This window comes from Hymenobacter roseosalivarius DSM 11622 (genome assembly GCF_900176135.1).
Classification (GTDB): domain Bacteria; phylum Bacteroidota; class Bacteroidia; order Cytophagales; family Hymenobacteraceae; genus Hymenobacter; species Hymenobacter roseosalivarius.
This window is the reverse complement of the sequence record NZ_FWWW01000044.1, coordinates 26484-40901: the sequence shown is the minus strand read 5'-3', so window position 1 is coordinate 40901 and position 14418 is coordinate 26484. Positions and strand designations below refer to the sequence as shown.

The following is a 14418-nucleotide window of genomic DNA, read 5'->3' as shown; positions in this document are numbered from 1 at the left end:
AATGCATGTAGCAATTCCTTAGTATTGCACAGGTTTGAAAAGGAGGCAGGGAAAAAGCCGTAATTTTACCCGAAGCCCAACGTTGAGAAGAAAATGCCCCCCAGCTTCGCCGAACGAATCGGCCATAGGGGCGCGTTAAACTACCAGCCCACTGCCTTGATTTGCTTTCTATTTTGACTACTACTTCGCTCTTTCGGCTGCTTTTAATTCCGCTGACTTTGCTGCTGCTGGTAGCGGGCATAGTTGCCTGCTCCTCGGAGCGCAAATCGGTGGTGGGGCGCACGTACCAGAATATCGTGGCGCGGGATAACGGCTTCTTTCTGGCCCGCGAAAAGATGCGCGCTACGGAGGTGGCGCTCTACGCCGCCCGCCTCAACGACTACAACCGTTTCCTACCTCTGTTCCCTACCTTGGACGACGCGACTGTTACTAAACTAACGGCCGACCTCGATGATATCATTAAAAAAGCCTCCCTGCCGCTACAATACCAAGCCGGCAGCGCCTGGACGGACGATAGCTACCTTGTTATTGGAAAGGCGCGCTATTATAAAAAGGAGTACGAGGAAGCAGCCAAGACCTTCCGTTATATCAACGGCAGCAGTGAGGATAGTGACGTAAAGCAAGAAGCCTTAATATGGCTCATGCGCACTTATTTAGCCCAGAAAGAATACGACAATGCCGCCGCCGTGTCGGACGTGCTGGATAAGGAAGAAGGCCGTGAGAGCACCGCCAAGGAGCTGTTTCTGACCCGCGCGGAATATCATCTGCTCACTGATAATCCGAAGCTGGCCATTGAGAATCTGAACAAGGCTATTCCGTATATCAAGCCCAAGAATGAGCGTTCACGCACCCGCTATATCTTGGCGCAGTTGTACCAGGCACAAGGTCAGGACAAGGAAGCGTATGCCGAGCTCAACCAGATTCTGAAGCGTAATCCGCCTTACGAGTTGGATTTCTACTCCAAGCTGCTGCTTGGTCAGGTATCAGATCTAAACACTGACCGGGCGCGGCTGGATAAGTATTTTGCTAAGCTGCTCAAAGACCCGAATAATAAGGAGTACCGCGACAAGGTGCTCTATGAGATGGCGCGGCTCGACTATCGGCAGCAGCGCTACCCGGAAGCGCTGGCGCTGGTACAGCAGTCGTTGCGCGTCCCGACGCCTAATCGGGTGCAAAAATCCTATACGTACCTGCTGGCGGGCCGCATTTATTACGAGAACCTTCAACGGTATCAATTGGCGGCCGGTTATTATGATAGCGCTGTACAGAATTTGCCCCCCGTAGCCCCGGAGTATGCTGCCACCGCCGAGCGTGCTCAGATTTTACAGGAGTTTGCCAAACAAATCATCATTATCGGGGCGCAGGACAGCCTGCAGGCGTTAGCCCGACTGGATACGGCCGCGTTGCGCATCCGGCTCACCGAATATGCCAAAGCAGAGGTTGCATCTCGTCAGCAGCAAGCCGATCGGTTAGCCGCCAACTCAAAAGCTCAGGAAGTACGTCAGCAGCAGGTACAGGCTTATACGGGCGTCAGCGCGACCCGCGCCGGCAATCCTGATATCGACCCGGTGGCATTCGCTAATACAAGCACCGGTGCCCAGTGGTACTTTGATAATCCGGCGGCCCTTAGCACGGCCCGGTCCGAGTTTATGCGGCGTTGGGGCGACCGGCAGCTACAGGACAACTGGCGGGTGAGTAGTCAGGTTAGCGGCACCCTTGCAACTAATCAGAGCGGTAGCGGGCCGGCTGTAAATGCTGGGGCCGCCGGCACCAATGGGATTACCGCGAATGGTGCCGCCCCAGCCGCATCCAATGACGCCGCTGCGTTTGAGCGCGGCCTGGTTGCCCAATACCGACAGAACATTCCTCTTACCGCTCCGCAGCTACAAGCTTCGCAGAAGCAGATGGAAGAGGCTTTATTCGCGTTGGGGGGCATTTATAACCAGCAGCTGCGGGAGCCCGCTCGTGCCGCCGAAACCTACGATAAGCTGATAGCTGCCTTCCCCAACAGTACTCATCTGCCTGAAGTATACTATAGTCTGTATTTAATTTACAAAGAGCAGAATGACCCCAAGGCCGAAGTATATAGCCAGCGGCTACGCCAGTCGTTTCCCAATTCATCCTATGCCCGTCTGGTGGGCGACCCGGAATATTTGCGCCGCACCTCGCAGGCGAATGCGCAGGTAGGCACCTTGGTTGATTCAGCTTTTGTCTTTTATAAAAAGCAGGACTTTAAAAAAGCCGCTGACTTACTCACGCAAGTAAAACGCCAGTACCCGGACAATGCGCTCAATGACCGGGTAGCCTTCCTTAATACGCTGCTCACTATTCGGACCCAGCCGCCTCTATCAGCGCAGGCAGCGGTACAAAAGTTTTACAAGGCCTATCCCAGCAGCCCCCTGGCCCCGCAGGCAGCCATTTTGCTCAAGTCGTATGAGGACTATAGGGCGGGTAGCATTAACGGCGCTTTGGCCTCAACAGAAAAGCCCCCCGTATCAGCCTTTCGGCCCGGTGAAATAGATAATCGCCGGCGCGTAGCAATAGCACCCGAAAGGCGGCCGGCCGTGCCCGTCACCCGCGTGCCAGCGACACCAGCTTTGGCTCCTGCTCCCAATCCGAATGCAGCCCCTATCAGGCAGGCAGCCACACCCGTTACCAAGCCAGCGGAACCTGGTAGCCCAGCCAAACCTGTTGCCGCACCACCAACGGCGCCAGCTAAAGAAGTAACGGCTCAACCTGCTGCGCCAGCGCCGACAGCGCCGCTGGGGGGCAAATCTCCGTCTCTCCCCACTGAGCCAGCGCCTACTCCTTACCTGAGTAACCCAGCTACGGGTCATGCTGTGGTACTTGTTTTTCCTAAAGGAGCAGCACCGGCAGCCACCATGCCAGCCGCCCTTGCTACCTATAACAACCGTTTTTACCGCGCCAACAACCTACAAGTGCAGCCCACTGCGCTCGGCGATTCGGTGGAGCTGGTGGTGGTGCAAACATTGCCGGTCCAGAAAGCGGCCCAGAGCTACGCCCTAAAACTGCGCGGGCCTCAGTCGCCGCTAAGCCGATTGCGTGGCGCGGGTTACCAAATCCTGATTATCGGTATTGAGAATCTCCCACTGCTACTTCAAAACAAGGATTTAGCTGAGTATCAACGTTTCTACGAAAGAGAAATCAAGAATTGAAACCAGTCTGGGTTGTACGGGTCAACTTTCAACTGCCGTCGTAGCATCCAATTCCTCTACTGATTTCGCGTTCCTGGCTTATATATCTCCCTAAAGAATGGCTATTCCTGCCACCAAACCCAAAGTTCAGCCCCGTAAGCCCCAACGGTTGGGACGCTTTACGGGCCTCACGCGCACGCTGTGGCTGCTTTTTAGCTTCGGGCTCATCGGCTTCGTCGTGTATGTGTTGGCCGTGAGTGTCAACTTTATGAACCTATTTGGGCGGATGCCCAACCTCAAGACGCTGGAAAACCCCAAGAGCGAACTAGCCTCTGAGATCTACTCGGCCGATGGGGTGCTGATGGGCAAGTATTTCCGCGAAAACCGCACCCCGGTAGGCTACGACGAACTGCCCCTAAACCTGATTGATGGCCTGATTGCCACCGAAGACGTCCGCTTCGAGAGCCACTCCGGCATCGACTTGAAAGGGTTGTTCGCGGTGCCGTATTACTATGTGGCGGGGCGCATCCGCCGGGGTTCCAGTACGCTTACTCAGCAGGTAGCAAAGGTGTTGTTCCGTACCCGCGCCGACCTCAATGATGGCACGCTCAGCCACGTACCAGGCTTGCGGATGCTCATCATTAAAACCAAAGAGTGGATAATGGCCATTCGGTTGGAGCGCAACTATACCAAGCGCGAAATTCTGACCATGTACCTGAATATCAATGAGTACGGATCTAACGCATTTGGCATCAACGTAGCAGCTAAGACCTTTTTTAATAAGCAGCCCAAAAACCTCACGCTGGAAGAGTCGGCGCTGCTGGTAGGTGTGCTTAATGCGCCATCTTACTTTAGCCCCGTAGAGCACCCCGAGCGGGCCAAAACGCGGCGCAACTGGGTTCTGAGCCAGATGCGGAAGTACGGCTACATTGATCAAGCCTCCTACGCAGCAGCCACGGCCAAGCCTATCGCGCTGACTTACAATGTAGAAAATGCCAATAAGGGTATTGCTCCCTATTTCCGCCGGGAAGTAAGCAAAGCACTTTTACAATGGAGCCGCGACACTGAACACGACCTTTACGCCGATGGCCTGAAGATTTATACCACCATCGACTCGCGGATGCAGAAATATGCGGAATCAGCGGTGGCGGAGCATATGAAGCAGCAGCAGAAGCTGTTTACGCAGCATTGGAAGGGCCAGCAGCCGTGGCGTGATGAAACGGGCCGTCTTATCCCGAATTTTCTGCAAAATGCCATCAAGCGTACGGAGCGGTATAAGTCTCTTAACACTCGCTTTGAAGGCAATAAGGACTCCATCAACTACTATCTGAACAAGAAGTATAAGATGATGGTGTTCACTTGGCAGGGCGAGAAGGAGATGACGATGTCGCCCCTAGATTCCTTGGCGTACTACAAGCGCTACCTGCAGGCGGGTTTTATGGCAATGAACCCCTTGAATGGGCAAATTAAGGCGTGGGTAGGTGGCACCAACTTTAAGTATTTCAAGTACGACCACGTAAAGCAAGGCACCCGGCAGCCAGGCTCCACGTTTAAGCCTATCGTCTATACAGCAGCCATTGATCAGGGCTATTCACCTTGTTACCAGGTTCAGGATCTAGCGATTACCTTCCCAGCGGAGGCTGGTCGGCCGGCCTACACGCCTCGCAACTTTGAGGGGGGCTATTCGGGCCGTACGTTCACCATCCGACAGGCCTTAGCACGGTCAATGAACTCGATTACAGCCTTTCTGGTACAAAAGCTAGGGCCTGAAACCATCGTCGCTTATGCCCGGCGGCTAGGTATTACCTCTCCCATCGAAGCTGTACCGGCCATCGGCTTTGGCTCCAGCGACGTGAGTATCTTTGAGCTGTGTGGGGCCTATAGCACCTTCGTAAACAAAGGGGTGTGGACTTCGCCCATGATGGTAACGCGGATTGAGGACAAAAATGGCAATGTTCTACGCGAGTTTGTCCCCCAGACCCGCGAGGCCCTAAGTGAAGAAACCGCTTACCTGATGACGCACATGCTGCAAGCCTCCACCACGGAGCGCGGCGGTACATCTACCATTCTCAAGACGGGCTTTAAATTTCCGTATGAGATGGGAGCCAAAACGGGTACTACCTCCAACTATTCCGACGCGTGGTTCATGGGTGTTACGCCTGATCTGGTCTGCGGCATGTGGGTAGGTGGTGAAGACCGCAGTATTCACTTCCGCAATGGCTCCAATGGTCAGGGTGCCCGCGCTGCGCTGCCTATTTATGGCCTATTTATGCGCAAAGTATACGGCGATAAGGCTTTGGATGTAAGCAAAGAACCTTTCCCCAAGCCCGCGCAACCATTGAGCATTGAGATTGATTGCAGTCGTTATTATGGTGGCCAGCGCGATACTATTCCATTGGATCAGAAGCTAAACCAGACTGATCTCGATATTCTCAATGGACAAGAGATTTAGGGAAGCGTATTACTTGGCCAATTGGCTTTGAATAAAATAACAGATCGTGGCTGGTATGCTTTACCGGCCACGATTTCGTTTTTACAGCTTCTTTGTGGGTTTTGGAAATTCCTCTGTACACCTTCGCGTTCTGTATTTGCGTACCTCTCCCAGGATATTCATTCTGCGCCTAATTACCATCTTATGGCCGCCAAAGCCCATTTACAAGAGCAAATTCGTCAGCTGCCTCATCGTCCGGGTGTGTACAAATACTTCGATGATGAAGGCATTATCTACGTTGGCAAAGCCGTGGACCTACGTAAGCGCGTGAGTAGCTACTTTACCAAGCAGGACCATAACAAGAAAACCCAGCAGCTGGTCAAGAACATTAAGCGCATCGAGTTTACTATTGTAGATAATGAATCCGACGCCTTTTTGCTTGAAAACAACCTCATTAAGCAACACCAACCCAAGTATAATATCCTGCTTAAAGATGGCAAGACCTACCCTTACTTATGCCTGACGAATGAGCGGTTTCCACGTCTCATTCCTACTCGTAAGAAGATCAATGACGGCTCGCGCTACTATGGCCCTTACGCCAATTTAACGGCTATGAACGTGGTGCTGGAACTGATTCGGGCCTTGTATCCGTTGCGTACCTGCACTTACAATCTCACCCCAGAGAACGTAGCTGCCGGCAAGTTTAAAGTTTGTCTGGAGTATCACTTGGGTAACTGCAAAGGTCCTTGCGAAGCCTTACAGGAGGAGGAAACATACAACCAATACATCCAGCAGATTCGCAGTATCCTAAACGGTAATCTTACCATTCCCAAAGCTTATTTCCGGGAGCGTATGATGGCCGCAGCCCAGGAGCAACAATACGAGCTAGCGCACACCCTCAAGAAAAAGCTAGACCGCCTGGATGATTTTCAGGCCAAATCCACGGTTGTGAACGCTTCGCTGTCCAACATCGATGTGTTCTCAATTGCCTCCAATGAGAAAAGTTCTTTCATCAACTACCTCAAGGTGATGAATGGCTCTGTCATTCTCACTCAATCATTGGAAGTGCAGAAGAAGCTCGACGAAATGGACGAGGAAATTTTGCCCCCCCTAATTATGCAGATGCGGGAGGAGTTCGAGAGTGACTCGAAAGAGATTCTTACCAACGTTGCGTTGCCCTCGCTCCCACTCCCTGGCGTCACCGTGTCCACTCCGCAAATTGGCGACAAGCGCAAGCTTCTGGAGTTGAGCATTAAGAACGTGCTTTATCTGCGCAAGGAGAAGGAAAGCATGAACGACCGCTCCAAGGATCTGAATGAGGTGCGCATCATGGAGACAATAAAGAAAGATTTGCGCCTGACTGAGCTGCCTAAACACATCGAATGCTTTGATAACTCTAACTTTCAGGGAGACAACCCCGTGGCAGCAATGGTCTGCTTCCGCAATGCGAAGCCGAGCAAGAAGGACTACCGTCATTATCATATCAAAACGGTCATTGGTCCCAATGATTTCGACTCCATGTACGAAGTCGTGACGCGCCGCTATCGGCGGCTCGTGGATGAAGGTGCCTCATTACCTCAATTGGTTATTGTAGATGGTGGTAAAGGCCAGCTAAGCATGGCTGTAAAAGCCCTGAAAGACCTTAATCTCTGGGGGCAAATTCCAGTCATTGGTATTGCCAAGCGGTTGGAGGAAATCTATGTTCCCAATGATCCATTACCGCTTTATATCGACAAGAAAAGTGAATCGTTGCGTCTGTTTCAGCGCATGCGCGACGAGGTGCACCGCTTCGGCATCACCTTTCACCGTAACCGCCGGGATGCGGCAACGCTCAAAACCGAATTGACCGAAGTGAAAGGTCTCGGCCCCGCAACGGCTGACAAGCTACTGAGTAAGTTTAAGTCAGTCAAGAAAATCCGTGAGCTGAGCGAGGCGGAGTTAGTTGCCGAAATAGGCAAAGCAAAAGCGCGTGTCTTACTTTCTTATTTCGAGCAGCAGGAGCAAGCAGCCGAGTAGCTCAACGATATGTACTCCAAGAAGTCGCATAACCGTTAACTCAAGAAAAAAGCCCCCCAGCTGCATAGCTGGGGGGCTTTTTTGACCCTAAATCAAGAGCTTAAAAGCTCCACAAGTTATATTCGTACTCAATCAGGTCGGCAGCAGCTTGTTGCGAGGCCAGAATACCTTGTTGCTGGCTACCATAGATCTCATCCAGACGAGCGTCGCTTGGATTAGAAACCTTCACGATATAGGAGTTAAATAACCACAACTCAAATGCGTCAGCCAGATTCTTATGCTGAGCGTCGTTCTGCGGGTTGAACCAGATAGCCTTATCAGGGTTGTTGCGGAACATTTTTACCAGGTCGCTATACTTGAAATAGCCAACCGTCTTTTCTATTCCTGATGTGTTAGAGCTAAGCGTGGAAGGCACCAATAGGCCAATGGCTTTGATATCATGATACATCCGCGACCTTTTCTTGTCGAAGATCATATCTTCCTTCACCTCCATTTGATACAAGTCTTTATAGCGATACTCGTAGCTGGCTGGCGCACCGGCAGTAGCAGGTGCACTGGAGCCAGCGGCTGGCTTAGCCGCTGGTGCCCCCCAACCGTCGTCGCTGGCACCAGCATCAGCCTCAGTGAAGCCGGCTGCCTTTTCTTCGTCGCTCAGTTCGTTGGCCGACTCAGCAAAAGACATGTTAGCCGTAACTTCAGCAGGGGTGTAAGTGCTGGTCAGCGAGTCGTTACGATAAGCCTGAATCTCGCCACGCTTTACTGCTTCCAGAATAACCTTGCTGATTTCCTTGCCTTCTGAGAACATGGGCTTATTCTGCTTTTCGCGCAAATCAACAGCCCGCCATATCGTCTTACTGAACATGATGTCCGAGTTCGGAATGGGACGGTACGAGCCATTACTGGTGGCAGTAGTAGCTTGCTCCTGAGCCGAAGCTGTCAATGACAGGGAAAGGCCGGCAGCTAGAGCAGCGAAAGAAAGGAATTTGTTCATACCGTGATAAGCAATTAAAAGCGACGGTTAGTTCAGGAAAAAGCAGCTAGACGAGTGGGATGTTGAACTGCTTCGACACCTTCACTTCTTCCTGCTGGTTTTGGAAGTTCAAGCGGCGCACCTCCTTCACTTCGATGTATAGACGGTCGCCTTCACGAGCCGAGTTAACTACATCGTTCAAGTTAGCATCGGGACCGTTGATGGTACGAGCAGGCATAGCCGGACGCTTACCACGAACCAATGTAATCTCGTACTGAGTTACCCGGTAGCGAGCATCTTCAGGCAGGAAGGTTTGGAAACCAGCATCTGGAATTGCCTTCAGGCTCATGTTACGTACAGCGGTGATAGGCGTACCCTGCTTCTCATTGGCCTCACGACCACCTACGATGCACTTGATATCGGGCTTTGGAATCGGGCGTACCTCGAAGGTCTGCGAACCGATAGCGTTACCGTTGCTGCTAACGTTTAGGGTTACTTGCTTAGCATTAGGCACCAAGGTAATATCACCAGTCTTGGAGCCAGGAATTGCCTGTGCACCCGAAGCGGAGAAGCTTGGCTTGTACTGAGCACCCAGAGCGGGAACCTGCACATTGAGTTTGTTACCGCACTTAAAGTACAACGCTTGTACTGAAGCAGATTGGATCTGCATTACTGGCTTAGTTACCGTATAAGCAACGGGCACTTTGAAGGTAGTATCACGGCCGTTCTGCTTGAATCGCACGGTACCAACCCACTGCTTCTTGGCGTTGCCGGCGGCATCAAATCCACCGGGCTGAGCTGTGAATTCCACTTTACCCCTGCCATCCGGGCCTACCTGAATGGGGCTGCCATTCATAGTCATTGAAGGCCGCAGCGTGCTGGCGGATGCAGTTAGGAAGAGCTCAGCCTTGTACTTGGTACCAGCAGCTACGGTGTTTGACTCAGCACTAGCAAAAGCGCCAACCTTATCGAAAACGATAGTCTGAGCACCAACTTTTGCTCCCAGAGCACTTAGCGCGTCAGCTTCCAACTTCAATACTTCCGTTTCTTTTTGAGAAAGTACGGCCAAAGCAGCTACCAATGGGGTATTTTCGAAGTTCAACTCAGCGAAATTCTTGTTCTTCTGCTCTGGGTCGATAACCATTGGATCTTCCTTAGCATCGAGAGCCAGCGGTGCAGCCATAGGAACATACTGCTTGATATATTCTGAGTACTTGTTCAACTCATCCTTCATCGGATAAGCCGCGCCGTTGCGGTTGCCACCTAACATGGTGATGGCCACCTTATCTTCAGCACTCATGTTCTTATACTCGTTCTTGCCTTTGGTATTTTCCGTAGACGTCACAAGTTTGTCACGAACGTCCCGAAGGTAGGTCACCATCTTGGCCGTCTGCTGGCGTACTTCTTCGCTTTGCTTGAGCACAGCTAAGTCACGCGCTTGGTTCTGGTTTTTTTGTACAGTTGCAGCAATGCCTTTTACTGTATTGGCATTAGCGGTGGAAGTCTTGTCATTGACACCCAGCAAACTATCATCCAGAAATTTAAACTTCAGCAAAATTGCTGAGTTGACTTGTAGGGCTAGAAGAGCAGTCAGTACCAAGTACATCATGCCTATCATCTTCTGCCGTGGAGTCTCTTTTGCTCCCGCCATTGTATTTTGCTAATCTATAACTATGTGAACAGAACCCTTCTTGGCTATCGTAGGATGAATACTAGCTGGTAGCGCGCATCGCGTTCAGCATATTGCCGTAGACGCGGTTGAGGGAATGAAGATTGGTAGTAAGGCTAGTAACCTCTTGCTTGAACTGCTCGGTTTCCTTACCAGCTTCGGTGAGGTTCTCCATAGCCTGGCTCAATGTGCCATAGAACTTGTTCATAGACTTGAGGTGCGTATTAGCATCCTGCAACTCCATTTCATACACTGCATTCAGAGCACCCAGATTCTTAGTTACATTCTGCACTTGCAGGTGGTACTCTTTCGCATCGGAAGTAGCATCCGACATAGCAGCCATAGCTTCAGCTGTGTTAGCATAAGAAGCAGTGATGCGCTCCAGCGACTGGGTAGCAGTACGAACTTTCGTGGTGTACTCTTCTGTCACATTTGTAGCTTCGCCTAACGAAGACAACTGCTGTGTGGTGTTGCTCAAACGGTTCAAACCTTCTCCTAAAGAAGATATAGCCGCAGGAGTTACGTTAGCATCCTTCAACATATCGTCCAGCTTGCGAGTCAGACCCGTGCTGTTATTAGTAGAGAAGCTAGGATCACCGGTAGAGGGGTCATAGCCTTCAGCCAATTGAGGATATACGAGGCCCCAATCAGGCTCTTTGGAAGTAGGCTGGAAAGCACTAAGAAAGAAAATCAGGGCCTCAGTGCCCAAACCTACCATCAACATCAAATCAGCACCTTTCCAGTGCAGAATTTTAAACAATGCTCCAATGATTACGACCGCTGCCCCGATGCCATAAACTTTGGGCATGACCACATCAAAGAAGAAATTACCGCCTTTTGCTGCCATTTTAAGTAAGAATTGAAAAAAGTTGGTTGGAAAGGATGAAGAATGTATGAAAAACGTAAAATGAAATAGTGCTTAATAAGCGGTTAGTTCAGTTGGCGGTTAGTTCCCATACCAATTTGAATCATGGCAGTGCGGAACCCGATGTAGGAACGAGCTGAATCCTGGTACTCAAAGTTGCGGGTTCCTGTCTCGAGGAAGTAAGCAATGTCCTTCCATGAACCACCACGTACTACTTTGCGAGGCTCATTGTCATCAGGGTTTGTTGGGTTCATGTCCCAAACTACTGGTACTGAAGCTTCCATGTAGGCATCATCGCACCACTCTGCTACGTTGCCTGACATATCGTACAAGCCAAAGTCATTAGGAAAGAAGCTACCTACGGCTGAAGTGTAAGCGTATCCGTCACTAGCATAATCACCGCGGCCTGGTTTGAAGTTGGCAAGCATACATCCCTTAGAGTTACGCAGATAAGGGCCGCCCCAAGGGTAAGTGGCTAAGTCGCGGCCACCACGGGCAGCGTATTCCCACTCAGCTTCTGAAGGTAAACGGAAGTTAGGAGTTGGAGCTGAGCCAGCTTCCTCGTTAGCTGCATTCTTATGCTTGGTGCGCCAATTGCAGAAATATTTTGCGGCAAACCAGTCAACACCAACCACTGGATAGTCGTCAAAAGCTGGGTGAGTGTAATAATACTCCATCAGGGGATCACCCATATGATATGTAAAGTCACGCACCCATACCGTAGTATCTGGGTATAGTTCTGTCATCACATACTCCTCGCCCAACACGTCAATTGAATCCTGCCGGATGGCATTCATGAACTGCCGATACTGGTTGTTGGTAATTTCGGTCTCATCCATGTAAAAGCCGGCGATTGTCACCTGCTTATTCATGTTTACCATAGAGGCCGAAATGTCCTGATCAGTCTGGCCCATGTGGAAAGTGCCACCGGGACAGGGCACCATGCCAAAAGGCACTTCTTGCGCGTTGAAATCTGGACGATCCTCCGCTCCAACTAGGTCACCCTGTGGTCCTTTGCCAAAACCACAACCTCCCATTAACAGCGCCGAGAAGGCTACAAGAGGCAATTTGAGAAACTTATTCATGTGAAATTTAAAAAGGCTATTGGGCGGCGATACCAAAAGATTACAATTTTTACAATTGGCAAACTTAACAACTATTTTGCCTAAGCAAGGTTCGTGCCCGAGCTAAGGGCAACATTTAAATAGCTAATAAAGCTCCTAATCATAGCATAAAAACAGCACCAAAATGGGCAGCTAGTCTATAATGCTGCTTTGGTAAATAGAATTACAATAAAATTTAAAGCAACCTAGAAGCTATATCGGGGCGTACGGATTGCAGGACGGGTAGCAGGCCCCATTTTAGGCAAGCGATAGGAAAGCATTATCTCGTGTGAACTAAATGCCCTTGCATCTTGATTAAATGCAACTAGATCAAACGCATAACCAACGCGAAACGAGTTGTTTTCTGCAAAACTCATGCCTAGTTGACCCGTGAATGACTCTCCATAACGATACCCAACACCAGCCCAGTATTTTTCCTGCAAAGTTGCCCGTGCCCCTACCTCGAAAGAGTTGTTGTCGAAAGTGAATTTATCGTCATCACCAAACTCCCCTGGCAGAACCAGCTTACCAATGACAGTAGGTGTTACAACAACGGAAGAACTAACTTCAATATTGTAGCCTGCTGTCAAGTAAGCGTGATTCTCTCCAATATACGATGCGGTCCGTTGACTGCTTTCTGTCTGAAACTGGTAGCGGGACCTTAATAAGTTATTAACGCTTAGGCCCACATAAAATTTAGGAGCTTCGTACCATACTCCTGCACCTGCATCAATTTACTGTCGGAGCTTTCGAAAGGCACACTTGGATCGTCAGCATCGTTTGCCCGGTATGTACCCTTACCCAGATTATTAAATATCCCTTGAGCTCCGATACCTAATAAGCCTTCGCCAATCTTAAAATGTTTTGAATAAGACAGAGCTGCGGTAGTAACACTAGCTTCGCCCACTGTATTACGATAAATATTTACCCCCACGCCACCTCCTAAGATACGAACAGGAGTGGAAGCAGATACTAAAAAGGTGCGATCGTTACCACCTGGATCGAAAGTTCCGCCATAGTTAAAGTACTGCTCACGTACTATAGTTACGACTTCGCCTTGCCCCTTGATACCTGCATAGGCAGGGTTCAGAAACATCCCATTAAACCCATAATGACTAAATTGTGGTTGCTGCTGAGCAACAACGGCACCAGTGGCTGCGAGGAACAGAGCCATAGCACCCAGTATATATCTCTTCATATAGGCACCCAGTTTTAGCACAGATTTTAAGTAGGACATGCTACCCTACGTAACTGATTCCAAATCTATGGAAAAAAGTCTGCGCATCAAACGAGCCGCTTAGAGGTTGCAGCCCATAAAAATGCCTCTGTTATACTGTTTTAAGCGTTTTGTTTATCCGTCCGATTCTTCTCCTTTCCCGCATCAGGTCCGTAGTGATAACGGATATACTGCTCAATGGCACCTGTCATGGAGGGGGCATTGGGATGCGGAGCTTCAATATCCAGATCTAAGCCAGCGTCGATCACAGCTTTGGCTGTAGTAGGACCAAAGGCGGCAATGCGAGTACCATCTTGTTCAAAATCAGGAAAGTTGACGAACAGAGAACTGATTCCGGAAGGGCTAAAAAAAGCGATACAATCGTACTTCACGTCCGTCAGATCTGAGAGGTCGCTAGCGACAGTACGATAAATCACAGCTTCCGTAAACTTGAAGTTGTTAGCCCGCATAAACTCTGGAAGATCATCCTTGCGGATATCGGAGCAGGGATATAAGAACTTTTCGCTTTTGTGTTTTTTGATAACATCAAACAAATCAGCCGCAGTACGCTGCCCCACAAAAAGCTTACGCTTACGCAACACGATGTACTTCTGCAGATAATTGGCTGTTTGCTCTGAAATGCAGAAATACTTCATTTCGGCGGGCATATCCAGCTTTGCCTCTTGGCAAATACGGAAGAAATGATCTACTGCGTTACGGCTGGTGAATATGATAGCCGTATATTCAGCAATATTGATTTTATCCTTGCGAAAATCCTTGTAGGAGACTGGCTCAACCTGAATAAACTCCCGGAAATCGACTTTGATACCATACTTATCAGCGATTGCGAAGTAGGGTGATACGTCGCTTGTGGGTTTCGGCTGGGTGACAAGAATGCTGGAGATCCGCTTGGCGTGTCGGCCCGTCCCCGGTTTGTCTTTGCTCTCGGCCATAGAGGGTGGGTAAATGGGTAGTTTTGGAGCGATAAGAAAG

At 50.2% G+C, this 14418-nt stretch carries 10 protein-coding genes; 3 read left to right on the top strand and 7 right to left on the bottom strand.

Annotated elements, in window-relative coordinates:
- The first annotated feature begins 173 nt into the window (after window positions 1-173).
- The 3 genes from porW (at window position 174) to uvrC (ending at window position 7602) form a co-directional block, all read left to right on the top strand.
- A complete protein-coding gene (gene porW / locus B9A24_RS03870) occupies window positions 174-3176 on the top strand; it encodes a type IX secretion system periplasmic lipoprotein PorW/SprE (RefSeq protein ID WP_084443859.1) in 3003 nt (1000 codons plus the stop codon).
- 97 nt (window positions 3177-3273) lie between these two features.
- Window positions 3274-5607: a penicillin-binding protein 1A gene (locus B9A24_RS03865; RefSeq protein ID WP_084443858.1), complete on the top strand. Its 2334-nt coding sequence runs from the start codon at window positions 3274-3276 to the stop codon at window positions 5605-5607.
- 183 nt (window positions 5608-5790) lie between these two features.
- The gene (gene uvrC / locus B9A24_RS03860; RefSeq protein ID WP_084443857.1) at window positions 5791-7602 is read left to right on the top strand and encodes an excinuclease ABC subunit UvrC; all 1812 of its coding nucleotides are present in this window, start codon (window positions 5791-5793) and stop codon (window positions 7600-7602) included.
- A 100-nt stretch (window positions 7603-7702) separates the two neighbouring features.
- On the opposite strand, the gene porN is transcribed toward uvrC, so the two are convergent.
- The 7 genes from porN to B9A24_RS03830 form a co-directional block, all read right to left on the bottom strand.
- Complete coding sequence (gene porN, locus B9A24_RS03855) at window positions 7703-8593, bottom strand: type IX secretion system ring subunit PorN/GldN (RefSeq protein ID WP_084443856.1); 891 nt, start codon at window positions 8591-8593, stop codon at window positions 7703-7705.
- Between the two features lie 46 nt (window positions 8594-8639).
- Window positions 8640-10223, bottom strand: coding sequence for a type IX secretion system motor protein PorM/GldM (porM, locus tag B9A24_RS03850; RefSeq protein WP_084443855.1), 1584 nt, complete (start codon window positions 10221-10223; stop codon window positions 8640-8642).
- A gap of 61 nt (window positions 10224-10284) precedes the next feature.
- Window positions 10285-11049, bottom strand: coding sequence for a type IX secretion system motor protein PorL/GldL (gene porL / locus B9A24_RS03845; RefSeq protein ID WP_200813859.1), 765 nt, complete (start codon window positions 11047-11049; stop codon window positions 10285-10287).
- 122 nt (window positions 11050-11171) lie between these two features.
- Window positions 11172-12191: a T9SS ring complex lipoprotein PorK/GldK gene (porK, locus tag B9A24_RS03840; RefSeq protein WP_084443853.1), complete on the bottom strand. Its 1020-nt coding sequence runs from the start codon at window positions 12189-12191 to the stop codon at window positions 11172-11174.
- Window positions 12192-12415: 224 nt separating this feature from the next.
- Entirely contained in the window at window positions 12416-12898 is a 483-nt protein-coding gene (locus B9A24_RS22920) for a type IX secretion system membrane protein PorP/SprF (RefSeq protein WP_262490578.1), read from the bottom strand.
- Window positions 12889-13383, bottom strand: a complete 495-nt coding sequence (locus B9A24_RS22915; RefSeq protein ID WP_262490577.1) for a type IX secretion system membrane protein PorP/SprF — start codon at window positions 13381-13383, stop codon at window positions 12889-12891. The genes B9A24_RS22920 and B9A24_RS22915 overlap by 10 nt, the downstream gene beginning before the upstream one ends.
- A 164-nt stretch (window positions 13384-13547) precedes the next feature.
- Window positions 13548-14378: a uroporphyrinogen-III synthase gene (locus tag B9A24_RS03830; protein WP_084443852.1), complete on the bottom strand. Its 831-nt coding sequence runs from the start codon at window positions 14376-14378 to the stop codon at window positions 13548-13550.
- Window positions 14379-14418 lie beyond the last annotated feature (40 nt).

What these genes read in the sequence shown, in the direction of transcription:
- porM (WP_084443855.1), bottom strand. Translation starts at nt 10,223, where the DNA reads ATGGCGGGAGCAAAAGAGACTCCACGGCAGAAGATGATAGGCATGATG.
- B9A24_RS03865 (WP_084443858.1), top strand. Translation starts at nt 3,274, where the DNA reads ATGGCTATTCCTGCCACCAAACCCAAAGTTCAGCCCCGTAAGCCCCAA.
- porL (WP_200813859.1), bottom strand. Translation starts at nt 11,049, where the DNA reads ATGCCCAAAGTTTATGGCATCGGGGCAGCGGTCGTAATCATTGGAGCA.
- B9A24_RS03830 (WP_084443852.1), bottom strand. Translation starts at nt 14,378, where the DNA reads ATGGCCGAGAGCAAAGACAAACCGGGGACGGGCCGACACGCCAAGCGG.
- porK (WP_084443853.1), bottom strand. Translation starts at nt 12,191, where the DNA reads ATGAATAAGTTTCTCAAATTGCCTCTTGTAGCCTTCTCGGCGCTGTTA.
- B9A24_RS22915 (WP_262490577.1), bottom strand. Translation starts at nt 13,383, where the DNA reads ATGGCTCTGTTCCTCGCAGCCACTGGTGCCGTTGTTGCTCAGCAGCAA.
- uvrC (WP_084443857.1), top strand. Translation starts at nt 5,791, where the DNA reads ATGGCCGCCAAAGCCCATTTACAAGAGCAAATTCGTCAGCTGCCTCAT.
- porN (WP_084443856.1), bottom strand. Translation starts at nt 8,593, where the DNA reads ATGAACAAATTCCTTTCTTTCGCTGCTCTAGCTGCCGGCCTTTCCCTG.